The sequence below is a fragment of the Devosia sp. genome (genome assembly GCF_036406155.1).
In the GTDB taxonomy this organism is placed as follows: domain Bacteria; phylum Pseudomonadota; class Alphaproteobacteria; order Rhizobiales; family Devosiaceae; genus Devosia_A.
In genome coordinates this window covers 25,132-49,529 of record NZ_DASWVV010000107.1, presented here as the reverse complement: position 1 = coordinate 49,529, position 24,398 = coordinate 25,132, and the positions used below count along the sequence as shown (strand labels likewise).

Genomic DNA, 24,398 nt, shown 5'->3' with positions numbered 1-24,398 from the left:
GTCGCTCACGGCGGGAGCGACGGGTTCGCTGGCGGCGGCAGCGTCGGTGGCGGAGACCGCCCCTTCCGCGACCAGTTGCGCCACGTAGACCTGGACCCGCGCCACCAGATCGCGCGAGGCCTGCGGGTCGGCGAGGATCTCCTCGAAGGTTGCGAGCGCCGCGTTGCTGTCGCCGGCCTTGTACTGGGTGAGGCCGAGGGCCTCGCGCGCCGCGTTGCGCATGGGATTGTCGGGCGCGAGCAGGCCGGCGACGCGCTGCTGCACGGCACCGACATCGCCGCCGTCCACGAGCACGTGGGCGCCGAGCACCAGCGCCAGTTCGCGCACCCTGAGATTGGTTTCGGAGGTGGCGAGGGCGTCATAGGCGGCCAGGGCCTCGGCGGTCTTGCCCTCCTCGACCAGCAGCCCCGCCTTGCGGAAGCGCGCCAGGGCCGGGTAGCCGCCCGATCCTTCCGCGATCACCTTGTCGAGCGCGGCCTGTGCCGCGCCGATATCGGTCCCCTCCGCCAGGTCCAGCGCCTGGTAGAACTGGTCCGACGAGCGGGCCGCGTTGGAATTCTGCCACCATGTCCAGCCCTCGTTCACGGCGACGACGAGCACGATCGCCACCGCTGCCCCGATGACATAGGGCCCGTAGCGCTTCCACAGCGCCCGCATGCGGTCGCTGCGCAGCTCTTCGTCGACTTCGCGGAGGAGTGTGTCGTTGGACATTGAACGCCTTGTTGGTGGGTCGGTTGGCCGCGCACAATAGTGACGCCGCCTGCCGAATGCAAACTGATCCGCCCGCCGCCGGACGCCGGCGGATGACGCAGGTCAAGGCAGGGGCGCCGTCCCCGCGGCACCCTTACCTACCCGTGAGTACAGCCATGCTTCGCCGCCTGCTGATCGTCCTGCTCGTCGCCCTCGCCACCGTCTCGCCGGTGCTCGCGCGGCAGCTGCTCGTGACTGTCGACATCAGCGAACAGTCCATGCGCGTCGGCGTCGACGGCGACACCTGGTATCGCTGGGACGTCTCGACCGGGCGCAAGGGCTACCGCACGCCGCGCGGCACGTTCCACCCCGTCCGCCTCGAAAGGATGTGGTACTCGACCCGCTATGACAGCGCGCCCATGCCGCACGCGATCTTCTTCTTCCACGGCTACGCCATCCACGGCACCACCGAGACGCGCTCGCTGGGGCGCCCGGTCTCGCACGGCTGCATCCGCCTGCATCACGACAATGCGGCCGAACTCTATGCCCTGGTGCGGCGGGTCGGGCGGGCCAACACCATCATCCGGGTCCGCGACTGACGGTGGCTCAGATCGGCGAAACGCCGAACAGCCAGCCGTGCAGCCACAGCACGAACATCACGTAGAGCACCGTTCCGGCGACGACCGCCATCAGGTCGCTGCGCGGGCGCACCATTTGCGGGGCCGGGTCGCCGCGGGGGATGACGGCGACGAGGTTGATGGCCGAATAGGCGAGGAACGATCCGAACAGCAGCAGCGAGGCCAGGTCGCCGTTGACCAGCAGGTGTCCCGCCGCCCACAGGATGACGCCCACCAGCATCGGGTGCTTGACGTAGTAGCGGATGCGCCCGGCCGGCATGTTGGCGGCAGGCAGCAGGATGAAGGCGAGCAGCACCAGGCCCATGGCGATGTGGCGCCCCCAGGCGGGCGGCTCGTAGAGTTCGGGGGCATCGCCGCGATACAGGATCCAGCCCGCAATGATCAGCACGAACCCGGCGAGCGAGACCAGCGCATACAGCCCCTTCCAGCGCCGCTCGTCGGCGGCAAGCTGGGCCTCGCGGTAGCCGCCGGCCACCATGCGCACCGAGTGCATGGCGAAGAACAGCGCCAGCCCGAGGAGCAGTACCCACAGTCCCATCGTCTCACCTCCGCTGCGCCCGGACCGAGCCGGCCCGGCGCCGGGCGTATTTCCAGCACGCCCCTGGCCGACCGGCAACCGGCGAACGCCTGCAGTCAACAGGAGATCGCCATACACGGGAACGGCAGGCAACAGCGCGAATGGTAGACCGACCGCGTCATTCGTACAGCCCGACGGCCCGCGGTGCGTCGCTTCTGCCGCAACCATTCCCTTTTGAGGCTGTTCCGATACGGGGCTAAAGTGACAATTCGTGTTACATGGCTTTCTTCAGAGCCTTACACATAGGAGGGCTGATGTGTCCGCTCCGCTGACTCTGCATCTAGAATCTGCTCTCAGTCTGATGCTGGCGGTGATCTCCGCGTCCAGCACGCCCCTCCTTCTCCTGAATCAGCAGCTGCAGGTGATCGCAGCGAGTGCATCGTTCTGCAAGGCATTCACGATCGATCCTGAATCCGTTCCCGGCAAGAGGCTTGCCGATCTGGGAGCGGGGGAATGGAACGTGCCGCACCTCACATCGCTGCTGGAGGCCACTGCCTCCGGATCGGCCGAGATCGAAGCGTATGAAATGGACCTCAATCGAAAAGGTCAGCCGGCGTGTCATTTGATCGTGCGGGCCCACAAGCTTGACTATTCCAACAAGGAGGAAGTTCGGCTGCTGGTGGCGGTTGCGGACGTGACCCAGGCCCGCGCGGACGCCAAACTCAAGAATGACCTCGTAAGAGAGAAAGACATCCTGCTGCGCGAAGTCCAGCACCGTGTTGCCAACAGCCTGCAGATCATCGCCAGCGTGCTGATGCAAAGTGCCCGCAAGGTGCAGTCGGAAGAAACGCGCGGGCACCTGCACGATGCCCACAACCGCGTAATGTCAATCGCTGCCGTGCAACAGCAGCTCGCGGCGTCCACGCTCGGTGACGTCGAACTTGGCCCCTAACCTGGTGCAACTCTGCAAGAGCCTGAGCGCATCGATGGTCCACGACCCCAAGCAGCTTTCCATAGAGGTTGACGTCGATGACAGCGTCGTCGACGCCGACGTCTCGGTGAGCCTTGGTTTGATCGTCACCGAACTCGTGATCAACGCTCTCAAGCACGCCTTCCCTGACCATCGCCACGGTAAGATAGTTGTTGCCTACCACTCGGGGGGACCGAACTGGACACTGTCGGTCACCGACGATGGGATCGGGATGCCCGAGAATGTGAAGGATGCCAGGCCCGGCCTCGGAACCAATATCGTCGAGGCACTCGCAAAACGGCTCGAGGCCGAAGTAGTGATCTCACCCGAAAGGCCGGGGACCTCGGTCACGATCGCTCACAGGCAGATTGCCGCGCTTGAAGATGGCGAACCGGAGACCATGTGACCCGCCTTTCCGGAACTGTCCCCCCATCGCGTGCAGGATGGTAGCAGCAGCCCGCGCTCAGTCCTCCCCCGCCTGCGTCAGTGTTTCGAGATAGGCCTCGATCTCGTCGAGGTCGGCGGCGAAGGGATACGGCTTGTCGCCGAAGACGATCTCGTAGCTCTCATCGTTGCGCAGCATGTAGCCGCCATGCGCCTTCACCCTCGCGTCGGGCTTCTGCGCCTTGAGCATGGACAGGCCATGGCGCACCGCGACGCGGCGCACCCGGCGTTCGACGGAAACGAGGGCGTCGCGACGGCTCATCCCGGCCCCTCTATTCCCACTCGATGGTGCCGGGCGGCTTGCTCGTCACGTCGTAGACCACGCGGTTGATGCCGCGCACCTCGTTGATGATGCGGGTGGCGGCGCGGCCGAGGAAGTTCATGTCGAAATGGTAGAAATCGGCGGTCATGCCGTCGACGGAGGTCACGGCGCGGAGCGCGCACACGAACTCGTAGGTGCGCCCGTCGCCCATGACGCCGACCGTCTGCACCGGCAGCAGGACGGCAAAAGCCTGCCAGATCTTGTCGTACTGGCCGGACTTGCGGATCTCGTCGAGATAGATGGCATCGGCGCGACGCAGGATGTCGAGCTTCTCGCGGGTGATGCCGCCCGGGCAGCGGATGGCCAGCCCCGGGCCCGGGAACGGATGGCGGCCGACGAAGCGTTCGGGCAGGCCCAGTTCGCGGCCCAGCGCCCTGACCTCGTCCTTGAACAGTTCGCGCAGCGGCTCGACCAGCTGCATGTGCATGCGCTCGGGCAAGCCGCCGACATTGTGGTGGCTCTTGATGGTGACCGAGGGCCCGCCGGTGAAGGAGACGCTCTCGATGACGTCGGGATAGAGCGTGCCCTGGGCGAGGAACTCGGCGCCGCCCAGCTTCTTGGCCTCGGCCTCGAAGGTCTCGATGAACAGCCGGCCGATGGTCTTCCGCTTGGTTTCCGGGTCGGCCTCGCCCTCGAGCGCCGAGATGAAGGTGTCGGCGGCATCCACGTGCACCAGCGGGATGTTGTAATGGTCACGGAACATGGTGACCACTTCCTCGGCCTCGTTGAGCCGCATCAGGCCGTGGTCGACGAAGATGCAGGTCAGCTGGTCGCCGATGGCCTCGTGGATCAGCACCGCCGCCACCGAGGAGTCGACGCCGCCCGAGAGCCCGCAGATCACCCGGCCCTTGCCGACCTGGGCGCGGATCTTCTCGATCGCCCGCTGGCGATAGGCGTGCATGGTCCAGTCGGACTCGAGGCCGACGATCCTGTGCACGAAATTGGCCAGCAGCCGGCCGCCGTCGGGAGTGTGCACGACCTCGGGGTGGAACATGGTGGTGTAGTAGCGCTTGGCTTCGTTCACGGCGATGGCGAAGGGCGCATTCTCGGAGGTACCGACGACCTCGAAGCCGTCCGGCAGCTCGGTGACCCGGTCGCCGTGGCTCATCCATACCGGGTAGCGCCCGCCCACCTCCCAGACGCCCTCGAACAGCGGGCTCGGCGCCCGGATCTCGACGTCGGCGCGGCCGAACTCGCGGGCGTGGCCGCCCTCGACCTTGCCGCCCTGCTGCAGGGCCAGCGTCTGCTGGCCGTAGCAGATGGCCAGGATCGGCACGCCGGAATCGAACACTTCCTGCGGCGCCCGCGGACTGCCCGCCTCCGTTACCGAGGCCGGGCCGCCCGAGAAGATGACGCCCTTGGGCTGCAGCCGGGCGAAAGCCTCCCCGGCGTGGTTGAACGGGTGGATTTCGCAGTACACGCCCGTCTCGCGGATACGGCGGGCAATGAGTTGCGTCACCTGCGAGCCGAAATCGACGATCAGGATCGCATCGGAGGGCGGGGCTTGCACGAGCGCTGTCATGGCGGGGCTTTATCGGCCCCGTTCGAATCGTGCAAGGGGGTGGCGCGCGCCCGGTCAGGCGGCGAGGCGCTGTTCCATCAGGGTCATCACCCGGTCGTTGGGGCAGAAGCTTGCGGCGTGCAGCCGCGCCGTGCCGGCGTCGAGCTCGCGCCGGCAGCGCGTCTTGCTGGCGCAGCGCGCGCAGGTGCTCTCGAGGTCGCGCTGCAGCGGCGCCGAGATGGCCCGGTCCGCAAGCCCGCGGGCGGCCAGCATGCGATCGAGCAGCACGGCGACCGCGCCCCCCTCGTGCAGCACCTGCCTCAGGCCCGGGGCGTCGAGCTTGACGTCGGCGGCAAGGGCGGCTGCCTGTTCCGGCCCCATGAATTCCAGCGCCCTGAGGACCGCGGCCTGCTCCTGGCGATCCCGCCATCTGTGCAACAGCGTCGTGAAGTAGCTCATCGGAAACCTCCTCGCAGGCGGCCACATTGCGGCATGCGGGGCAAGGCGAACGTTGACGTGGATCAAACTCCGCGGCGGCTCGGTGCCGCGCTCAGTTCAGCCAGGCGATGGCGCCGTTGAGCAGGGTGGCGAAGCCGACCCAGGCCGCATAGGGGACGAACAGCCAGGCCGCGACGCGGTCGCGGGTCCAGCGGTCGGCGATGAAGGCGACGATCAGCGCGAGCAGCACCACGATCACGCCGAGCGCCGGCCAGGGCAAATGCAGGGCGAAGAACACCGGCGTCCACAGCCAGTTGAGCAGCATCTGCCCCGCCCACAGCGCCATGGCGCGCCCCGCCGGCTCGCGCCGCCAGGTGCGCCAGCCGGCAATGGCGATGCACACATAGAGCGCGAACCATACCGGCGCGAACAGCCAGCTCGGCGGATTGAACGGCGACTTGGCGAGCCCGGCATACCACGCCCCGGGAGCGGTCACGACGCCGATGACGGAGCCGACGCCAATGACGAGGAGGAGGAACGCGCCGAGCCCGAGCAGCGGGCGCAACGGGCGGGACGGGGCGGTGTTCACGGTGCTCATGCGCGAAGTAACGGCCGGCAGCCCGACTGAGTTTCACTCACCCGCTGCGGGCGGCCGCGAAAAGGTAGAAGCCGTCGGTGCCCGTCGTGTGCGGCGTGAGCGCCACCCCGCCTTCGGGCGAGAAGCGGGCCCGGGCGGGGCTGCCGCTGAACCTGCCGTGCCACAGGCTGTGCCCCGGCACGATGGAAAACTCGGGATGCGCGGCGAGGAAACCGGCCGCCTGCAGCCCATTCTCCTCCGGCAGGACGGAACAGGTGATGTAGACCAGCACGCCCCCCGGCTTCACGTAGCGTGCGCCGTCCTCGAGGATGGCTTTCTGCTCGGCGACGCGGGCCGCGACCTGCTCCGCCGTCAGCTTCCATTTGGCATCGGGGCGGCGGCGCCAGGTGCCGCTGCCGGTGCACGGCGCGTCGATCACCACCCGGTCCATCCGCCCCACGAGATCATCGAGCGCGCCCGGCGCGGGCGCCCGCACCTGCACGTTGCGCACCCCGGCGCGCCGCAGCCGGTCATAGATCGGCGCCAGCCGCACGCGATCGCTGTCATGGGCGAAGATCTGGCCCTTGTTGCGCATCGCCGCGGCCATCGCCAGCGCCTTGCCGCCGGCCCCGGCGCACAGGTCGAGCACCTGCTCGCCGGCCCTGGCGCCGGCCAGTTCGGCCACGGCCTGGCTGCCCTGGTCCTGCACCTCGAACCAGCCCTTGCGATAGCCCTCCTCGACCAGCACGTTGGGGGTGCGGCTGTCGCGCGTGCCGGCGGGGATGCGGATGCCGTCGGGCGCGACCGGCCCTTCGAGCGGTGCGAACCGCCTGAGCTCCTTCAACACCTTGTCGCGGCCGGCCTTGAGCGTGTTGACGCGCAGGTCGAGCGGCGGCCGGCCAGCCAGCGCCTGGGCCTCGGCCACCCAGGTCTCGCCCCAGGCCTCGCGCAACGCCGGAGCAACCCACTCCGGCATGTCGGCGCGCACGTGCTCGGGCGCCCCGGCGAGCGGATCGGCGGCTTCGAGCCGCGCCACCTCCTCCTCGGTGAGCGCCGCTGGCGCGTGTGCATCGCCTGAGAAAAGCCCTGCAAGCGCTTGCGGCGTCTCGCCCCACTCGCGGACGACGACGCTGAGCACGAGGCCGCGCGGCGTCTCCCCGCCCATCGCCCAGGCATGCGACGACCGTCGGCGCAGCGCGTCGTAGACGAGGTTGCCGATGGCGGCGCGGTCGCCGGCGCCGGCGAAGCGGTTGGCCAGTCCCCAGGCTTTCAGCGCCTCGGCGACCGGGCGCCGGCGCGCCTCCACCTCGGCCAGCACCGCGATGGCGGCGGCGATCCGTCCGGGCAGGCGCATCAGATCTCGCCGCGGTAGTTCGGGCTCTCGCGCGTGATCTTGACGTCGTGGACATGGCTCTCGGAGAGCGAAGCACCCGAAATCCGCACGAAGGTGGCGTTGTCGCGGAACTCCTGCAGCGTGTGCGCCCCGGTATAGCCCATGGCGGCGCGCAGGCCGCCGGCGAGCTGGTGCAGCACGTTGCCGGCCGGCCCCTTGTAGGGCACCTGCCCCTCGACGCCTTCCGGCACGAGCTTGAGGCTGTCGTTCACCTCCTGCTGGAAATAGCGGTCGGCGGAGCCGCGCGCCATCGCCCCCACCGAGCCCATGCCGCGGTAGGATTTGTACGACCGGCCCTGGTACAGGTAGACATCGCCCGGGCTCTCGTCGGTGCCGGCAAGCAGCGAGCCGACCATGACGCAGGCGGCGCCGCCGGCCAGGGCCTTGGCCATGTCGCCCGAGAACTTGATGCCGCCATCGGCGATGACCGGCACGTTCTGGCGGTCGGCCTCCTCGGCGCAGGCCATGACCGCGGCCAGTTGCGGCACGCCGACGCCGGCGACGATGCGGGTGGTGCAGATGGAGCCCGGCCCGATGCCGACCTTGACGGAGTCGGCCCCGGCGTCGATCAGCGCCTTGGTGGCTTCGGCCGTGGCGACGTTGCCGGCAACGATACGGGTGGCGTTGCTTTCCCGCTTGATGCGCTCCACCGCCTCGGCGACGCGCACGGAGTGGCCATGGGCGGTGTCGATCACCAGCAGGTCGACGCCCGCCTCGATCAGCGCCATGGAGCGCTCGAAGCCGGCGTCGCCGACCGTCGACGCCGCCGCCACCCGCAGTCGTCCCTCGGCGTCCTTGATGGCGTTGGGGTTGAGCTGCGCCTTCTCGATGTCCTTGACGGTGATGAGCCCGACGCACTGGCCGTCGCCGTCGACGACCAGCAGCTTCTCGATGCGGTTGGCGTGCAGCAGGCGCTTGGCCTCGTCCCGGCCGACGCCGTCGCGCACCGTCACCAGGCCCGTATGGGTCATCAGTTCGGAGATCTTCTGGCGTTCGTTGCTGGCGAAGCGCACGTCGCGGTTGGTAAGGATGCCGACGAGCCGGCCGGTGATGCGGCCGCCGGTGCCGCCGTTCTCGACGACGGGGATGCCGGAGATGCGGTTGGCCTTCATCAGCGCCAGGGCATCGGCCAGGGTGGCGTCGGGGCCGATGGTGATCGGATTGACCACCATGCCGCTCTCGAAGCTCTTGACCTGCCGTACCTGCTCGGCCTGCTGGGCGACGCTGAGGTTGCGGTGGATCACCCCCATGCCGCCGGCCTGGGCCATGGCGATGGCCATGGTGTGCTCGGTCACCGTGTCCATGGCCGAGGACAGGATCGGCAGGTTGAGCTCGATGTCCCTGGTGACGCGGCTGCGGATGTCGACCTCGGTCGGCAGTACGTCGGAGCGCGCCGGCTGCAGCAGCACGTCGTCGAAGGTGAGCGCCGCTTCGCCGGTTGCGGAAGAAATGATTTTCGCCAAGGCCAGACCCTTCCTGCCTCTGATGGGGATCAGAAATAAATGGAAGCCCGGAAAAGCGACTCTCGCCCGCTCTCGGGTTGGCGAGGGTCAATAGCATCGGCCATGCGGTTTGGAAAGTGTGTGCTGCGACCTGCCGCCCGGCCCCGGGCGTTGCTTGCCACGATCACGCTTCGGAGCATGCCCCCCAGCTGCCGCTCCGCACCCGCAGTAGCATGCACCTCAAAGCGTGAGGGTCGGGGCGGATCCGTCCCACCCCCACGGAACGTCATCCTCGGGGGCGCGCAGCGCAACCCGAGGACCCAGGCGGACGGTGCCGGGCGCGGTTGCGCACCGGTGCGCGAACTCTGGGTTCTCGCGACTGATCCTCGGGTCGAGCCCGAGGACGAAGATTACGGCTTCGGGAAGGCTATGCACGCAACCCGGCACCTCCGCCCCGCCGCCAGAAGTCGGCCTTCCCGCCCCTTGCGGGGAAGCTGGCCCGGCGCAGCCGGGACGGGTGAGGTCCCTCTGTGCTCAGTTGCACCACCGCCACCCGCCGTCCCTACGGGCCGACACCCTCCGCGGGGGAGGGAGAGACCTGCTGCAATTGAGTGTTGCCGCAGAGGCCGCGGCTCCATCGCTCTCTCCCCTTGTGGGAGAGGGTGCCCGAAGGGCGGGTGAGGGGAACGACGCGGCCCTGCCCCCCTCATCCGGCTTCGCCACCTTCTCCCACAAGGGGAGAAGGCGCCGACTTTCGGCGCCGCGGCTCGTCTCCAGCCACATCGCGCCCAAGACGTGATCCCCGAGGTGGAAAGACTCGAGGCGAAACCGATGGGCACGCGCCGAGGCGGGGTCTTGGCCTGCATGCAAGGAAACCGATCGAGCCGATCCCGCCGGCAAACCCGGCGTCACTCCTCCCCCGCTGCCGCCATCCCGGCCGGCAGCGGCGCGACGTCCGTCGCCTCGGCATCCGCGATGAGCTGCACGATCTCGTCGATCTTGTCGGTGCCCGCCTTGCCGAGGGCGAAGCTGATGGTCATGAATTCGCGGCCCGGGCAGAAGGTGCAGATGTTGGACGAGGGGTGGAAGGCGCCGACATAGACCGGCTCCATCGTCCATTCGGTCAGCGGCCCCATGGCGTAGTGTGGTGGCACCATGGTGAGGACGATGTCGCTGCGTCCCTGGAAACGCCAGAAGCGCGGGCCGTAGAGCCACGGGAACAGGCGGTGCAGCGCCCGGTGCGTCGAGAACATGGCGTTGACGGCCATCTGCACGCGGTGGGTGTCCCGCTTCTCGACTTCCCGCATCGCCTCGTCGACGCCGCGCACATAGGCGGCGAAATCGTCGTGCACGGGGAAGCGGGCGTTGAGCGTGCGGACGCGGAAGAAATCGTCGTCGGCCGCGTGCCGCTCCGTGTCGAGGACGGTGTAGTAAACCGCGACCGCATCCTTGTTGCGGCGGCGCCCCGCCTCGCGAAACAGGGCAAAGGTGACGAGGGCGAAATACATCGCGCGCTGGCCGACGCCGAACTTCGTCGCCAGCCGGCGCAGCCGCGCGCGCGGCAGGGCCAGCGTCCTGAAATGCGTCTGCCGCGCCGGCGGCGACAGGAGGTGCGCGAACAATAGATGCGGAATCGCGATCAGCAACCCGCCCCACGCGCCCCGGGCGCGCTTGCCGAGGGCAACCTTGCGGCTCTTGTCCGACATGATGCCGTGCGCGGCGAGCTGGGAGCGCATCATCAACGCCGAATCCGAGCCCTCGAGCAGCGCGTGCGCGGCGCGCACCTGGACGACCGAGGCACGCCCCCCGGCGTCGGGGCCGGCGCTGCGGTTGGCGACCATCACCCTGAACAGCGGCAGGTCGGGATGCGCGAAAATGTCGGCGCTCTCGGACAGCCAGCGTTCGGGATAGCCCTCGAGGCTGTCGACATCCTCGGCGGAGGTGACGGCCTCGATCTGGGCGTCGGTCAGCGCCTCGCCGGGCCGCGCCCCGGCGAAGCCGAGGGTCAGCTGCGGCGCCAGCTCGACCATCTGGGCGACGAACCCCTTGAGCTGGGCCTTGTCGAAGCGGTGGGCGGAGAAGGCGGTGAAAAAGATCGTGTCCCGGCCGGTGAACAGGAACCACTGGAAATCCGTGAACAGCGCCTGCGGATCCCCAGCCACCGCGGCGCGGGCGCGCGCGACCATGTCCTCGTGGTGGTTGTTGAAGCTGGACGGCGAAAAATTCCTCACGGCTTTCCCCGCGGCGGCGCGCACCGCGCAAATAGGGCACGGCCGGGCCGGGCGGGTCAACCGGAACCGGACGCGGACGGCCGGTTGCCTTTGCCCGCCCCCTCCCCCATAACTCGGGCCCTCCGTCCGCCCCACGCCGATGAACCGCTTGCGCATCACGCCCCTCATCCTCGCCGTCGCGCTGTTCATGGAGCAAATGGACTCGACGGTCATCGCCACCTCGCTGCCGGCCATCGCCGCCGACATCGGGGCCGAGCCGATCTCGCTCAAGCTGGCGCTCACCGCCTATTTCGTCGCACTCGCCATCTTCATCCCGCTGAGCGGATGGATGGCCGACCGTTTCGGGGCACGGCGCATCTTCCGCATCGCCATCGCCGTGTTCGTGCTGGGCTCGATCTGCTGCGCCTTCTCCTATTCGCTCGAGACCTTCGTCGGCTCCCGCTTCCTGCAGGGCATCGGCGCGTCGATGATGACGCCCATCGCCCGGCTCGTGCTGGTGCGGGCGACACCGCGCCACGAGCTGGTCGCGGCCATGGCCTGGCTCAGCGTACCCGCCCTGATCGGGCCGCTGGCGGGGCCCCCGCTCGGCGGCTTCCTGACGACCTATCTCAGCTGGCACTGGATCTTCTGGATCAACGTGCCGATCGGCCTGATCGGGATCGTGCTGGTGACCATCTTCCTGCCCAAGATAGAGGCGCGAACGCCGCGGCCGATCGACGTGCCCGGCTTCTTTCTCGCGGGCATCTCCTTTGCGGGCATCATCTTCGGGCTGTCCGTCATCAGCCTGCCGGCCATCCCGGCCGTCGCCGGCTACCTCGCCATCGGCGTCGGCGCTGCCGCGGGCGCGCTCTACTACCTGCAGGCGCGGCGGGCGCCCTACCCCCTGCTCGATCCGCGGCTGTTCCGCCACAGCCTGTTCCGCCACAGCCTGTTCCGCAGCGCCATCGTCGGAGGGTCGCTGTTCCGCGTCGGCATCGGCGCCTTCCCGTTCCTGTTGCCGCTGATGCTGCAGCTGAGCTTCGGCCTCAATCCGTTCGAAAGCGGCATGATCACCTTCATCACCGCCATCGGCGCCATCGCCTCCAAGTTCCTCGCCGAAAGGGTCTACGCCGCGTTCGGGTTTCGACGGGTCCTCCTGGTGTCGACCACGATCGGGTGCGTCTTTCTCGCCGTCAACGCGCTGTTCACCCCGGGCACGCCACACCTCTACCTCTATCTGGCGCTGCTGGCGGGCGGGCTCTCCCGCTCCATCTTCTTCACCGGCATCAACGCCCTGGTCTTCACCGACATCGAGGAGCACGAGGCGAGCCAGGCCACCGGCATCAACGCCGTCGGCCAGCAGCTGTCGGTAGCCTTCGGCGTGGCGCTGGCCGGCGGCGTGCTGGAAATCAGCTCGGGCCTCGGGGGTGGCGAACTCCGGCTCGAGGACTTCCACATCGCCTGGTACGTCGTCGCCGGCGTCGCCCTGCTGAGCGTCCTGCCCTTCCTGCGCCTGCCGCCCGACGCCGGCAGCCACGTCTCGGGGCACCGGCACACGCCGCCCGCGAAGCCGGCCGGCTAATCCTGCGGCGGCGTCCCCTTGAAGCCGCGGGCGACGAGATAGGTCTCCGCCGATTCCGGGCGGCTGGCCTTGGGCTTGGCGTGCAGGGTACTGGCGAAATGGCGCTTGAGCAGGGCCAGCAGCTCGTGCTCGGTGCCGCCCTGCAGCACCTTGGCCACGAAGCTGCCGCCGGGCGCCAGCACCTGGATGGCGAAATCGGCGGCGAGCTCGACGAGATGCACGATGCGTAGATGATCGGTGGCCTTGTGGCCGGTGGTGGGGGCCGCCATGTCGGAGAGCACGATGTCGGCCTTGCTGCCGCCCAGGGCCTCGACCAGCATGGCGGGCGCGGCGTCGTCGGTGAAATCCTGCTTGAGCAGCAGGACGCCGGGGATCGGATCCATGTCGAGATAGTCGATGCCGACGACCAGCGGATGGGCGTCGGTCGATCCGGTGGCCGCCGCCGCCACCTGCGACCAGCCGCCGGGGGCTGCGCCCAGGTCGACCACCCGCATGCCGCGGCGCAGCAGGTGGTAGCGCTCGTCCAGTTCCTTGAGCTTGTAGGCGGCCCGCGAGCGGTAGCCCTCGGCCTTGGCGCGGGCAACGTAGGGGTCGTTGAGCTGGCGCTGCAACCACAGCGTCGAGCCGATCTTGCGACCCTTGGACGTCTTCACCCGGACCTTGAGGTCCTTGTCGGACTTGCGGCCGGCGCCCCCGCCCATGCCGGTGGTCTTGGCCATCAGCGCCCCTTGTGCCCGCGCGCCGCCCGGTCGGCGTCGATCAGCGATATCAGGATGCCCTCGCGCAGGCCGCGATCGGCGACCCGCACCCGGTCGGTCGGCCATTCGCGCCTGATGGCCTCGAAAATGGCGCAGCCGGGCAGGACCAGGTCGGCGCGGTCGCGGCCGATGCAGGCATGCGCGACACGCCGCTCATACGGCATGTTGAGCAGCGCGGCCATGGTGTCGTCGACCTGCCGGCTGGTCATCCACAGCCCGTCCACCTTCTGGCGCTCGTAGCGCTCGAGCCCCAGATGCAGCCCGGCCAACGTCGTCACCGTTCCGGACGTGCCGATCAGGTGCACCGGATGTTCGGTGATCATCTGGCGCAGCTTGTCGCGGCCGCGGAACTGGCGCAGGTGCCCGGCGACGTAGTCCACCATGTCCGCGAAGGTTGCGGCGGAGACCTCGACGCCGCCGAACTTCTCGGCGATGGAGACCACGCCCACCGGCAGCGATTGCCACGAGCGGATGGAGGCGGCCATCCGCCCCTGCCGCTTCGGCCGCCCGCCGCGGAAATCCAGCCAGGCCAGTTCGGACGAGCCGCCGCCGATGTCGAACATCAGGGCCCCGGACGTGCCGTCCTCGATCAGGTCGGCGCACCCGGTCACCGCCAGCGCCGCCTCGGTCTGGCGATCGACGATCTCGAGCACCAGGCCCAATTCGCGCTGCACCCGGGCGATGAACTCGGCCCCGTTGCTCGCTACCCGGCAGGCTTCCGTGGCGATCAGGCGGACATGCGCCGGCTCGTGCTCGCGCAGCTTGTTGCGGCACTGGCGCAGCGCCTCCATGGTGCGTTCCATGGCGGCATCGCCGAGCCGTCCCGTGGTCGACAGCCCCTCGCCCAGCCGGACGATGCGGGTGAAGCCGTCGAGCACGCGAAAGCTCTGCTCGTGCGGGCGGGCGATCAGCAGGCGGCAATTGTTGGTGCCGAGGTCGAGGGCCGCGAAAAGCGGTCCCCGCGACCGGCGCGCGGACGGATTCCGGCTATTCTGCGTCCGCCTCTCCGCCCCGTCCGGATGGGGACGATTCCCCACCGCGACGGTTGTCGGGAAACGGTCTTCGCCCGTTCCCTGGCGGTGCCGCACTTCCCCTGCCGGAGACGCCGCGGCGGCGGACCGATCGAGATCGGCCACCCTTATCTCCATCCTGCGCGGTCGCCGGAAGGCCTCGCGGCCCAACGCGCCCAACCGCAGTGCATGCATGTGTCGCAGTCAGCGTAGAGCATGCGCCCGCCGAGCGCAACGCCGCGGCTCCGCCTTGATTTCGCCGGCCGGGGCACCATCTGGGGGGCACAGGCGACGCGCTGCCGACGGGCGCCGGTTAGGTGTTGATCGGCGGCGCGATTGCCGCTAGAAGGCACGCCAGTCGCGGCCAACCGGTTCGACCGGCCTGCGCCCGGCCAGCGCTTGGGGAATAGTTCAACGGTAGAACAGCGGACTCTGACTCCGTTAATCTTGGTTCGAATCCAGGTTCCCCAGCCAACCTATTTTTCATGAAATCATACGCCTAGCCGCCAACCCTGAGCGCCCGGTGGGGGCGGCCCTGCAGGGGCGGCACGGGGCGCGTCGTCGTGATTCGTAGCACGCTCAGGAGTTGTCGCACGCCCGGGCGGAGCCCCGGGGCCGGGGCAATGAAGCGCATCGCACCCCGTTGCGCAGCAGAGGGCGCTCCCGGCCCTTGCCCGAGTTTCACGCAAGCAGCGCGTCGGGCCCGGCGCCGCAAATGATGGCGCAGACGGTCTCGCCGGGGCGGAGCCTCACCCGGCCCTGCCGCAGCGCGGCAATGGCCGCGGCGCCGCTGAGGTCCGCGGCAAGCCCCATCTCGAACCACAGCCAGCGGGCGGCGGCACGCATCTCCTCGTCGTCGACCAGGACGATCTCGTCCACCTTGTCGCGCACGATCTCGAAGATCGCGTCCTCGGTCTTGGCGCAGGCCATGGTGGCGACGGAAGTGGTGACCCGCTCGAGCCCGACGTTCTTCCCCGCCTCCAGCGCCTTGAGCAGGACCGGGCAGCCGGCAGCCTCGATGCCGACGACGCGGGCCTGCGGCCGCAGCGCCTTCAGCGCCGTGGCGACACCGCTGACGAGGCCGCCGCCCCCCATGGCCACCAGCATGACATCCACATCGGGAACCTGCTCGAGCACTTCGAGGGCCACGGTCCCCTGCCCCGCGACCACGAGCGGGTCGCCGAAGGGGTGGAAATAGGCTGCCCCCGTGCGCGCGACGTGCTCGAGCGCCGCGGCATTCGCCTCGTGCCACACCGAGCCGACGATGCGCGTTTCCGCCCCCCATTGCCGGAGTTTCTCGATCTTGGCCGGCGTCGCATTGTCCGGCAGGTAGATGGTCACCGGTACGCCGGAGACGAAGCCGGCCCGGGCCGTCGCGAGGCCATGATTGCCCCCCGACGCGGCGACGATGCCGCGCTGCAGGGTCGCCGCATTGGTGGCGAGCAACCGGTTGGTCGCACCGCGGGCCTTGAAGGAACCGGTGACCTGCAGCAGTTCCAGCTTGAGGACCACCTTCACCCCGTCGCTAAGGGGCGATTTCAGGTTGTCGGCCGCGAGCACCGGGGTGCGCCGTACCCGCCCGGCGATGTTGTGTGCGGCGCCCTGCACGTCCGCGAGCGTGATCATCATAGCTCCCCTTCGTAGCGCGCGGCGACGACGACGCAGCAATTGCCCGGCGTCACCCGCCCCGGCTGCCGCCGCCCATAGACCATCCCGTCGGCTTCATAGTGCAGCACTTCGGGGGGGCGCCACGGCTCGCGCAGATTGTGGATGCGGCCGGCAACCTGGCCGGCCTCAACCATGGTGCCGAGCCGGTGTTCGCCTTCGAACACGCCTTCGGTCGTCGCGAAGACATAGCCCGGCGGCCCGGGAATCCTGAGGATGGCTTGATCGGCGTGGCGGCGCTCGCTCCCGGGCGCAGGCGGCAGGATCCCCAGATGAGCGAGCACGTTGCGCACGCCGCGCCGGCAGATATCGAGAGCGACGTGCGAAACGGTGCCGCTGCCAGCCATTTCGGTGCCCACCGTGGTCAGGCCGGCCCGCACCGACGTGGCGGTCGAGGTGCGGGGATCGCCGAGATTGTCGATGACGACCGTCAGGGGCGCGTCGAAGGCGAGCACGGCCGCGACGTTGCGTTGGCGATGCTCGGCGGTGGGCGCCGGTTCGATGATGGCGCTGGGCAATATGTCGAGCGAGGACCCGCCGGAATGCAGGTCCAGCATGGCGTCGCCCAGCGGATAGATGTGGTCGCTGACATAGGCGGTGATCTGCTGTGTGAGCGAGCCGATCGGGTCGCCCGGAAAGGTGCGGTTGAGGTTGAGCCCGTCCACCGGCGAGGTGCGTCGCCCAGCCAGGGCGGCCGGAAGATTGAGCGCCGGCAGGAGGATCAGCCGGCCCGAAACCATGCCGGGGTCAAGGTCGCGAATGATCTCGCCGAGGGTGATCGGCCCCTCATATTCGTCGCCGTGATTGCCGCTCATCAGGATGGCGGTAGGTCCCTCCCCGTTCTTGATGACGCACAGGGGAATGCGGGTGGCGCCCCAGGCATCCTCGTGCGGCGAATGGGGAATATTGAAAAAGCCGGTCTGCTTGCCTGGCTTGTCGAAGTCGATATTGGTGCTGACCGTCGAAGGGCGGGCCATGAATTGCATCCGGGCGAGAGGGTGGAGCAGGCGGACACGATGGTGCCCGCCCGCCTGTTCGCAGTTGCTGGTCAGAGCGTCGGGAAGTGTTCCGGCAGTCGTTGCCCGAGCCACTTCTCGGTGAGCTCGGAAAGCTTGCCGGTCGTCATGTGGTAGAAGACGAAGGTGTCGAGCCAGCGCAGCAGCTCCGGATTGCCTTGCTGGATACCGATATGCGTCGGCGAATAGCGCAGGATGAACTTGGCTTTCAGCTGGACGTTGGGATCCTTGTCCATCAGGTCCTTGGCGACGACGTTCGCCGTGGCGAAGAGTTGGGCCTGGCCCGAAAGGAACGCGGCCGCCGCCGTGGCGTCATCGTCGAAGCGCATGATGTTGGCATCGGGTGCGACGGCGGTCAGCTCCAGGTCCTGCGTGGTGCCCCGCGCCACGGCGATGGTCTCCGAGCCCAGTTCCCCGGGGCTCGAGACCGCGATGCTGTCCGGCCCGAACACGCCGATCGACAGCGCCGAATAGGGCGACGAGAAGGCGATCTGCTGCGCGCGCTCCGGGTTGGCGCCCATCGCCGAGATCACGAGGTCGAGCCGGTCGGTGACGAGGTAGGGTATGCGGTTGGCACCGGTGATCTGCTGGAGTTCCACCTCCACCCCCAGCGCCTCGCCGATCATCTTGGCGACGTCGACGTCGAGGCCGACCGGCTGGTTGTTCGCGTCGACGAACCCGAAGGGCGGTACGTCGATCGGCACGCCGATGCGCACCTTGCCTGCCGAAAGGATGTCCTGGAGGTCGGCGGCGATTGCCGGAGCCGCGAAGCTTGCGCCCGCGGCAATGGCGGCAGCGGCGGCAAGTCTGGTCAGTTTGCTCAGCATACGTAATCTCCCTGTTTTCGTATGTGACGTCTGGCAGTCTACCTGTCTCCCGGCGCATCGCCCGCCGCCCTGGGACGGCGGGCCCCGGCGCGGGGCGGGCTAGTGCAGGACCGCGGCAAGAAAGCTCCTCAGTTCCGGGGTCTTGGGTGCGAGCAGCGTCTCCCGCGCCGGGCCGTCCTCGTGGATGCGGCCCTCGTGCATGAAGATCACGCGATTGGCCACGTTCTTGGCGAAGTTCATTTCGTGGGTGACGAGCATCATGGTCATGCCCTCGTCGGCGAGCCCTTCGAGCACTTTGAGAACTTCGCCCACCAACTCGGGATCGAGCGCCGAAGTGATCTCGTCGAACAGCATGATCGTCGGCTGCATGGCGAGCGACCGGGCGATGGCCACGCGCTGCTGCTGGCCACCGGAGAGCTCGTCCGGATAGGCGAGCAGCTTGTCGGCCAGGCCCACCTTGGCGACCATCCGCCGCGCCAGTTCGCTCGCCTGGGCGTCGCTCTGCCGGCGCACCAGCTTGGGCGCGAGCTTGACGTTCCGCTCGACATTGAGATGCGGAAACAGGTTGTAGCTCTGGAAGACCATGCCGACACGGGCGCGCAACTGATTGTGGTCCGCGCCCTCCGCCGTGACCTCGATGCCGTCGACCACGATGGAGCCGCCCTGCACCGGCTCGAGGGCGTTGATGCAGCGGAGAAGGGTCGACTTGCCCGAGCCGGAACGGCCGATCACCGCAACGATCTCGCCCTTCTCGACGGTCATGGAGATGCCCTTGAGCACCTCCAGTGCACCGAAGCGCTTGACGACGTTCTCGAGCTTAACGAGAGACATGGATTCTCCCTTCGACGACCCGGCTCAGCTGGCTCAGGCCAAAGCAGATGGCGAAGTAGATGGCGGCGGCAACCAGGTAGACCTGCAGCGGGGCGAAGGTGGCCGCCGTCATGATCTGGCTCGCCCGGGTCAGCTCGACGAAGCCGATCAGCGCCGCCAGCGAGGTGTTCTTGACCAGTTGCACCAGGAAACCGACCGTGGGCGGGATCGAGATGCGGATCGCCTGGGGGATGATCACGTAGCGAAAGCGCTGACCGTAGGTCAGCCCGAGCGAGGCCCCCGCCTCCCACTGCCGCTGCGGCACCGATTGCAGCGAGCCGCGCCAGATCTCGGCGAAGAACGCACTGGCGTAGATGGACAGCGCCAGGGCCGCCGCCGTCCAGGCATCCACGGAGAGCCCGAGGAGCGGCAGGCCGAAAAAGAAGACGAACAGCTGGCCGAGCAGCGGCGTCCCCTGGATCAAGTTGATGTAGCCGATGGCCAGCCAGTTGAGCGGCGCCGCCGGAACCACGCGGAAGATGGCCACGATCAACCCGAAGACGCCCCCGCCTATCGCCGCCGTCAGGGCGAGCAGCAACGTCCAGCGGGTGGCGAGGAGCAGGAAGCCGACATCAGCGAGGGCGAATTCGCGGATCATCGGGCCGGCCGGCGAACGAAGACCAGCCAATAGATGGCGGAGAACAGCAGCCGGAAGCCCAGCGTCAGGCCGAGATATGAGATGGTGATCAGCGTGTAGGCTTCGAAGGAGCGAAAGGTCCGGGATTCGATGAAGGCTGCCTGGTGGAACAGCTCGCTGGCACCGATCGCCGAGACGATGCTGGTGGCGAGCATGAGCAGCACGAACTGGCTCGCCAGCGCCGGATAGATCGCCTTGAGCGCCTGGAACAGGACCACGTGGCGGAACGTCTGCAGCGCCGTGAGGCCGAGCGCGCGACCGGCCTCGACCTGGCTGCGGCGGATCGACTCGATGCCGGCGCGGATGATCTCGGCGCCGTAGGCCCCGAGATTGATGGACAGCGCGATCACTGCCGCATCGTTGGCGTTGAGCCTGACACCGAGGCTGGGCAGACCGAAAAAGACGATGAACAGCTGCACCAGGAGGGGCGTGTTGCGGATCAGTTCGACATAGCCGCGCGCCGGCAGGCGAAGCCAGGGATTGGACGATGTGCTCAGCGCCGCAACGCCAAGCCCGATGGCGAGGCCGATCACCATCGTCGTCGCCGACAACTGGAGGGTGAGGAGGACCCCCTCCACGATCTCGTCCCAGTAGCGCAGGACTGCCGCAAATCTGAAGTTGTATTCCATCAGCGCATCGCCCCTCGCCGCCAGATGGCCTCAGAGCGCCTATCCCCAAGCGCTTTTCGGATGACAGGAGGCTACAAGTGCTTCATATGTGCCGTCAAGCGTCATTAGTGAAACGATGATCCTATGAGCACCAACGGCTCCAACTACTCAGCCCCGGCCCTGGAGAAGGGACTGGACATCCTCGAGCTGCTGGCCCAGCGCGGGGTGCCGATGACCACGCGCCAGATCGCCGAAGACCTTGGCCGGTCCAAGAACGAAATCTTCCGGATGGTCCATGTGCTGCTGTCGCGCGGCTACATCCTGCGCGAGGCGGGGGGCGAAGAGCTGATGCTTTCCAACAAGCTCTTCGGTCTCGGCATGCAGACCGCCCGGTCACGCGACCTTGTCAGCGTTGCGGCGCCGATCGTCGAGCGTTTCGCAGCGGAGATCCACCAGGCGGCGCACCTGGTGGTCGCGCACCGCGGCGAAACCGTCATCATCGCCGCCAGTTCCGGCGGTGCCGACATGAACTTCTCGCTCAAGCTCGGCTATCGCCGCCCGCTGGCGGACGCCCACTCGGGCCTGGTGCTGATGGCATTCCAGCCACCCGACCGGCGGGACCGCATGATCGCCGAGACGCTGGTGCTGATGCGCAACCCGCCCGACCGGGCCAGCCTGCTGGCCGAACTGGATCGCGTGCGCACCGCCGGTGCCATCATCCACGAGAGTCGCGATATCGTCGGTGTCACCGACGTGGTCTGCCCGATCGTGATCGCGGACGGCCATGCCGTGGCGTGCATCACGGTAGCAGCGGTGGCGCGCCGGAGCGTCGCCACCGACCTCGATGCCATGCTGGCCCGTCAGAAGCTGGCATGCGCGGAGATCGCCAGCCAGCTTGGCGTCTACTCGCCGCAGGCCCAGTTCGCCGACGCCTACTGATCACGCGACGACAATGAGGTCCCTGCCACTCCTGGCGAGCACTTCCGCACCGCTGTCGGTAACCAGCACATTGTCGATCAGCCTCGCACCGAGGCCTTCGTCGCCGAGGAAAACCGGGGGTTCGACGGTCACCACCATGCCCGCCTCGAGGACGTATTTGCTGCCGCCGAACATGTGCAACGGTTCGCCCCAGGTTGGCGGAAAGCCAGGCGCCAGGCCGTAGCCAGAGGTGTGGACGCGACCGCGATCGAGGCCCGCCTTCGCGATCACGGCCTTCGCTGCTTCGTGGGGCAGCACGGCCGGCACACCGGCCCGGATGGTGGCGATCATGGCGTCGGCGGCCTCGCGGACCACGCCGTAGAGCTCGAGCATTCGGGGGGTCGGCTGGCCGAGCGCGAACTGGCGGCCGATGGTGGCGGTGTAGCGGTGGCTGGTGGTGCCGAATTCGACATTGCCGAAATCGCCCGGTTGCAGGATCCGGTTCGTCGGGGCGCCATGGCTGTAGGCGGTGCGCCGCCCCGTCACCAGGTTGATGGGGCTGGCCGGAATGCCGCTTCCGGCTGCCATGGTGGCACCGATGATGGCCCCGGCCAGCGCAAGCTCGCTCTGCCCCGGCCGCAGGGCGCGACGAAGCGCCTCGATGCCGATATCCGCGAGGGCCGCGGCCTTGCGGATATAGCCCAGTTCGGTCGGCGACTTCACCAGCTTGAGGTCGTGAACCAGCGCGCTCGGCTCCTCGACAAGCGCCGGGCCGAGCACCTCGCGAAGACGTGCATAGTGATGCGGATGGAGATAATAGGCCGGAACCTCCATTCCCACCCGGGCCGAGCCCAGGCCGAGGTCTGCCGCGAGCCCGGCGAAGCGCTCGATCGGGTCCTCCGGCTCGGGCCCGCCCCACGTCTCCAGCCTGTCGACGCGGGCGTCGTCGACAAACTCGTTGCGTTCGCCCTCGCGGGTCAGGACGACGATCGCATCGTCCTCGGCCGGGAACAGCAGGCACTGGAACTCCTGGTAGCTCTTGGCTTCTGCCCCGGTCAGCCAGTGGATCGACACCGGGTGGAAGCACACCAGCCAATCCAACCCGTGCGCCGCCATGGCGGAGCGCAGCCGCGCCCTGCGCGCTTCGAACTCGGCCGCCGTGAAGTCATGCCTCGACACTGCCCCCTCCCCTTCGCGACTGCAACCGACCGCGCCGGCCGACGCATGGTCCACGAGACCGGTGGCGCCTCGACGACGATGGCCGCCTGCAGATGGCAGGTCTCGAGGGCCGCCATGTCAACCTCCGTTCTTCTCAACAGCCGGTGGCCGCCCCTCGCCGGCTCAAAGCCCGCCGCTTCCCGACAGCAGCAGCGCCACCAGCGTCGCCGCCGAGATCGGCACGCCGAACGGCACCCTGCCGGCTTGGTCCAGTGCCTGCGCCAGGACGCTCGACCAGCGGCTCGGCAGCAGCATGGGCGCCTTCATCGCGGTGAAGGCGGCAAGCGAGAAGACCAGCAGCGCCACGACCAGCGGCAGCGCGCCGGCGGAACCCACCAGCAGCGACACGACCGTCATGAGCTTGACGTCGCCCGCGCCCAGCTTGCCGGCGAGCCAGAAGCCGATGAGCACGACGAACACCGCGGCCGCAATGATGGCGGCGCCCTGGGCCGGGGCGAGGCTGTGCACCCGCATGCATTCGGTGATGACGGCGGCGAGGGCGAGCGCCAGCAGCGGCAGCAGCTCGGCATTGTAGATCTTGTGCTGCCGGAAGTCGGTGACGGCGATGCGCGCCAGCAGCGGCACGGCGGCAGCCTTGAGGAAGAGCGCCGCCGTCGCCAGCAGAACCTCCGGCTGCATCTAGCGCTGCACCACCGAGGCGCTCGCGCCGAGCAGCTCGAGATTGTTGGCGACGATGATGTTCTTGGGGTCCATCTCATACGCCTTGAGGAAGTTCTGCCGCGCCGCGACGAGGTTGCCGCGCAGCAGGTTCGAGTAGCCGTAATTGTTGTAGTATTGCAGCGTCCCGCCGCTCAGGCCGAACAGCCGGCGATAGGCGCGGTCGGCGAGATCGAACCGGCGCAGCCGGTCGTAGGACGCGGCGAGGCCCAAGAAGGCCTCGGCGTCCTTCGGTTCCAGTTCGGCGGCACGCTTGTACAGCGTCGCCGAGTGGCCGTAATTGCCGTGCCGGAACTGGTTCTTCGCCTCGGCCAGGGCCTGGTCGGAGGCGTAGTACTCGATGTTGGCAATGTCGGCCAGGCCCGACTTCCGGTCGCCGAACGCCCCCTCCATGGTCGTGCAGCCCGCGAGCAGCAGCAACAGGGTCGCGAGCGCCGGCAAGGACGCCCTCACCCCAAGACGATTTGCACCCGACATTTTCGCCCTACCTCCAGGAACTCAGAAAAACACGCCACGCATGCGGATGATCAGCGGCAGCATCACGATCATCATGACCACCGGGAAGATGCAGAACCCCAGGGGGATGACCATGCGCACCGGCAGGGAATTCGCCTTCTCCTCGGCCCGCAGCACGCGCTGCGTACGCATCTCGGCGCCATAGACGCGCAGCGCATCGACGAGGCTCGTCCCCAGTTCCTCGGATTGGCGGAACAGCACCGCCAGCGCCTTGGCCTCCTCGAGCCCGATGCGGTCGGACATCTCGCGCAACCCCTCGCGCAGCGGTTTGCCGGCGCGCAGCTGCAGCGTCAGGATGGCGAGCTGGATGCCGAGGTGGCGGTGCGTCGCCGCGAACTCGTTGGCGACGCGCTCCACCGCCGCCTCGAGGCTCATGCCGGCGTCGGCGCAGGTCACCATCATGTCCATGAAATCCGGGAAGCCCCGCCGGTACTGCTCCTTGATGCCCTTGGCGTAGAAGTCCAGGGCGATCGAGGGGAGGACGATGAAGGCGGCCCCGAACACCAGCGACCCGCCGAGGATGAAGGGTAGCGGCACCAGCTTGCCGACGAGGCCGTTGACGAACAGGAACGCCCCGAGAAAGGCCGCCACCACCGTGCCGATGCGGATCAGATTGTAGACCAGCACCGCGTTGCGCCCGTAGAATCCCGCCTCGAACAGCCGCTTCTCGATGGCGTCCTTCTGGCTTTGCTCGCGCTCCATGGCGGTGAAGTAGGCATCGACCGGCCCCCTCGCCGCGAGCTTGCGGATCTCCGCCTGCGCGCCAAGCGCCTGCCGGCCGCCGAAGCCCTGGCGCACCAGTTCCTGGTCCAGCCGCTTCTGCGTCTGCAGGACCGGGGCAAGGAAAAGGGCGATGCCGAGGAAGATGGCGACCGCGGCCGCGAACACCGACGCGGAAATCACCAGTCCGATCTGGTCCCCCCGCAACAGCTGTGTCAGCGCCTCGGCCATCT

Annotated in this window: 24 protein-coding genes, 1 tRNA gene and 1 pseudogene; 5 read left to right on the top strand and 21 right to left on the bottom strand. The window is 68.3% G+C overall.

The window, feature by feature from the left end:
- The coding region (locus tag VGD93_RS06845; RefSeq protein ID WP_395010509.1) for a tetratricopeptide repeat protein at nucleotides 1-711 on the bottom strand (711 nt) is incomplete at its 3' end.
- A 155-nt stretch (nucleotides 712-866) separates the two neighbouring features.
- On the opposite strand from VGD93_RS06845, the gene VGD93_RS06840 reads away from it, so the two are divergent.
- Nucleotides 867-1,289 (top strand): L,D-transpeptidase, encoded by a 423-nt coding sequence (locus tag VGD93_RS06840; protein ID WP_395010507.1) that lies wholly within the window; start codon nucleotides 867-869, stop codon nucleotides 1,287-1,289.
- Nucleotides 1,290-1,296: 7 nt separating this feature from the next.
- Here the strand turns inward: VGD93_RS06840 and VGD93_RS06835 are convergent, their stop codons facing one another.
- Nucleotides 1,297-1,866, bottom strand: coding sequence for an NnrU family protein (locus tag VGD93_RS06835; protein WP_395010505.1), 570 nt, complete (start codon nucleotides 1,864-1,866; stop codon nucleotides 1,297-1,299).
- 295 nt (nucleotides 1,867-2,161) lie between these two features.
- On the opposite strand from VGD93_RS06835, the pseudogene VGD93_RS06830 reads away from it, so the two are divergent.
- Nucleotides 2,162-3,221, top strand: a pseudogene (locus tag VGD93_RS06830) (sensor histidine kinase).
- A 57-nt stretch (nucleotides 3,222-3,278) separates the two neighbouring features.
- Here VGD93_RS06830 and VGD93_RS06825 read toward each other — a convergent pair.
- The 7 genes from VGD93_RS06825 to VGD93_RS06795 form a co-directional block, all read right to left on the bottom strand.
- Nucleotides 3,279-3,521 (bottom strand): hypothetical protein, encoded by a 243-nt coding sequence (locus VGD93_RS06825; RefSeq protein WP_395010503.1) that lies wholly within the window; start codon nucleotides 3,519-3,521, stop codon nucleotides 3,279-3,281.
- A gap of 10 nt (nucleotides 3,522-3,531) precedes the next feature.
- A complete protein-coding gene (gene guaA, locus VGD93_RS06820; protein WP_395010501.1) occupies nucleotides 3,532-5,103 on the bottom strand; it encodes a glutamine-hydrolyzing GMP synthase in 1,572 nt (523 codons plus the stop codon).
- Nucleotides 5,104-5,157: 54 nt separating this feature from the next.
- Nucleotides 5,158-5,541, bottom strand: coding sequence for a hypothetical protein (locus tag VGD93_RS06815; RefSeq protein WP_395010499.1), 384 nt, complete (start codon nucleotides 5,539-5,541; stop codon nucleotides 5,158-5,160).
- Nucleotides 5,542-5,632: 91 nt separating this feature from the next.
- Entirely contained in the window at nucleotides 5,633-6,118 is a 486-nt protein-coding gene (locus VGD93_RS06810; protein ID WP_395010497.1) for a TspO/MBR family protein, read from the bottom strand.
- 37 nt (nucleotides 6,119-6,155) lie between these two features.
- The gene (locus VGD93_RS06805) at nucleotides 6,156-7,451 is read right to left on the bottom strand and encodes an RsmB/NOP family class I SAM-dependent RNA methyltransferase (protein ID WP_395010495.1); all 1,296 of its coding nucleotides are present in this window, start codon (nucleotides 7,449-7,451) and stop codon (nucleotides 6,156-6,158) included.
- On the bottom strand, nucleotides 7,451-8,953 hold the full coding sequence (guaB, locus tag VGD93_RS06800) for an IMP dehydrogenase (RefSeq protein ID WP_395010493.1): 1,503 nt from the start codon (nucleotides 8,951-8,953) through the stop codon (nucleotides 7,451-7,453). Before guaB ends, VGD93_RS06805 begins: the two co-directional genes overlap by 1 nt.
- Before the next feature lie 887 nt (nucleotides 8,954-9,840).
- Nucleotides 9,841-11,163, bottom strand: coding sequence for a hypothetical protein (locus VGD93_RS06795; RefSeq protein ID WP_395010491.1), 1,323 nt, complete (start codon nucleotides 11,161-11,163; stop codon nucleotides 9,841-9,843).
- A 148-nt stretch (nucleotides 11,164-11,311) separates the two neighbouring features.
- On the opposite strand from VGD93_RS06795, the gene VGD93_RS06790 reads away from it, so the two are divergent.
- A complete protein-coding gene (locus tag VGD93_RS06790) occupies nucleotides 11,312-12,724 on the top strand; it encodes an MFS transporter (RefSeq protein WP_395010489.1) in 1,413 nt (470 codons plus the stop codon).
- Here VGD93_RS06790 and VGD93_RS06785 read toward each other — a convergent pair.
- Together VGD93_RS06785 and VGD93_RS06780 are read right to left on the bottom strand one after the other, a co-directional pair.
- Nucleotides 12,721-13,443, bottom strand: coding sequence for an RlmE family RNA methyltransferase (locus VGD93_RS06785; RefSeq protein WP_395010487.1), 723 nt, complete (start codon nucleotides 13,441-13,443; stop codon nucleotides 12,721-12,723). The two genes, VGD93_RS06790 and VGD93_RS06785, sit on opposite strands and share 4 nt — an antisense overlap.
- Complete coding sequence (locus VGD93_RS06780; protein WP_395010485.1) at nucleotides 13,443-14,618, bottom strand: Ppx/GppA phosphatase family protein; 1,176 nt, start codon at nucleotides 14,616-14,618, stop codon at nucleotides 13,443-13,445. Before VGD93_RS06780 ends, VGD93_RS06785 begins: the two co-directional genes overlap by 1 nt.
- Before the next feature lie 274 nt (nucleotides 14,619-14,892).
- Between VGD93_RS06780 and VGD93_RS06775 the strand changes: the two genes are divergently transcribed.
- Nucleotides 14,893-14,966 (top strand) — tRNA-Gln (locus tag VGD93_RS06775).
- 207 nt (nucleotides 14,967-15,173) lie between these two features.
- Here VGD93_RS06775 and VGD93_RS06770 read toward each other — a convergent pair.
- The 6 genes from VGD93_RS06770 to VGD93_RS06745 form a co-directional block, all read right to left on the bottom strand.
- Complete coding sequence (locus VGD93_RS06770; RefSeq protein ID WP_395010483.1) at nucleotides 15,174-16,121, bottom strand: threonine ammonia-lyase; 948 nt, start codon at nucleotides 16,119-16,121, stop codon at nucleotides 15,174-15,176.
- A complete protein-coding gene (locus tag VGD93_RS06765) occupies nucleotides 16,118-17,134 on the bottom strand; it encodes a succinylglutamate desuccinylase/aspartoacylase family protein (protein WP_395010481.1) in 1,017 nt (338 codons plus the stop codon). Before VGD93_RS06765 ends, VGD93_RS06770 begins: the two co-directional genes overlap by 4 nt.
- 71 nt (nucleotides 17,135-17,205) lie before the next feature.
- Nucleotides 17,206-18,000, bottom strand: coding sequence for a transporter substrate-binding domain-containing protein (locus VGD93_RS06760; RefSeq protein ID WP_395010479.1), 795 nt, complete (start codon nucleotides 17,998-18,000; stop codon nucleotides 17,206-17,208).
- Between the two features lie 99 nt (nucleotides 18,001-18,099).
- A complete protein-coding gene (locus VGD93_RS06755; protein ID WP_395010477.1) occupies nucleotides 18,100-18,831 on the bottom strand; it encodes an amino acid ABC transporter ATP-binding protein in 732 nt (243 codons plus the stop codon).
- Nucleotides 18,818-19,468 carry an amino acid ABC transporter permease gene (locus tag VGD93_RS06750; protein ID WP_395010475.1) on the bottom strand — a complete coding sequence of 217 codons (651 nt, stop codon included), beginning with the start codon at nucleotides 19,466-19,468 and terminating at the stop codon, nucleotides 18,818-18,820. Before VGD93_RS06750 ends, VGD93_RS06755 begins: the two co-directional genes overlap by 14 nt.
- Nucleotides 19,465-20,136, bottom strand: a complete 672-nt coding sequence (locus VGD93_RS06745) for an amino acid ABC transporter permease (protein ID WP_395010473.1) — start codon at nucleotides 20,134-20,136, stop codon at nucleotides 19,465-19,467. The genes VGD93_RS06750 and VGD93_RS06745 overlap by 4 nt, the downstream gene beginning before the upstream one ends.
- Before the next feature lie 123 nt (nucleotides 20,137-20,259).
- On the opposite strand from VGD93_RS06745, the gene VGD93_RS06740 reads away from it, so the two are divergent.
- On the top strand, nucleotides 20,260-21,054 hold the full coding sequence (locus tag VGD93_RS06740) for an IclR family transcriptional regulator (protein ID WP_395010471.1): 795 nt from the start codon (nucleotides 20,260-20,262) through the stop codon (nucleotides 21,052-21,054).
- On the opposite strand, the gene VGD93_RS06735 is transcribed toward VGD93_RS06740, so the two are convergent.
- From VGD93_RS06735 to VGD93_RS06720, 4 genes are all read right to left on the bottom strand, one after another.
- Nucleotides 21,055-22,212, bottom strand: coding sequence for a M24 family metallopeptidase (locus tag VGD93_RS06735; RefSeq protein ID WP_395010469.1), 1,158 nt, complete (start codon nucleotides 22,210-22,212; stop codon nucleotides 21,055-21,057). It lies immediately after the preceding gene.
- Nucleotides 22,213-22,374: 162 nt separating this feature from the next.
- On the bottom strand, nucleotides 22,375-22,890 hold the full coding sequence (locus VGD93_RS06730) for a prepilin peptidase (protein ID WP_395010467.1): 516 nt from the start codon (nucleotides 22,888-22,890) through the stop codon (nucleotides 22,375-22,377).
- Nucleotides 22,891-23,370, bottom strand: a complete 480-nt coding sequence (locus VGD93_RS06725) for a tetratricopeptide repeat protein (protein WP_395010465.1) — start codon at nucleotides 23,368-23,370, stop codon at nucleotides 22,891-22,893. It lies immediately after the preceding gene.
- Nucleotides 23,371-23,427: 57 nt separating this feature from the next.
- Nucleotides 23,428-24,396, bottom strand: coding sequence for a type II secretion system F family protein (locus VGD93_RS06720; RefSeq protein WP_395010463.1), 969 nt, complete (start codon nucleotides 24,394-24,396; stop codon nucleotides 23,428-23,430).
- Between the last annotated feature and the right edge of the window lie 2 nt (nucleotides 24,397-24,398).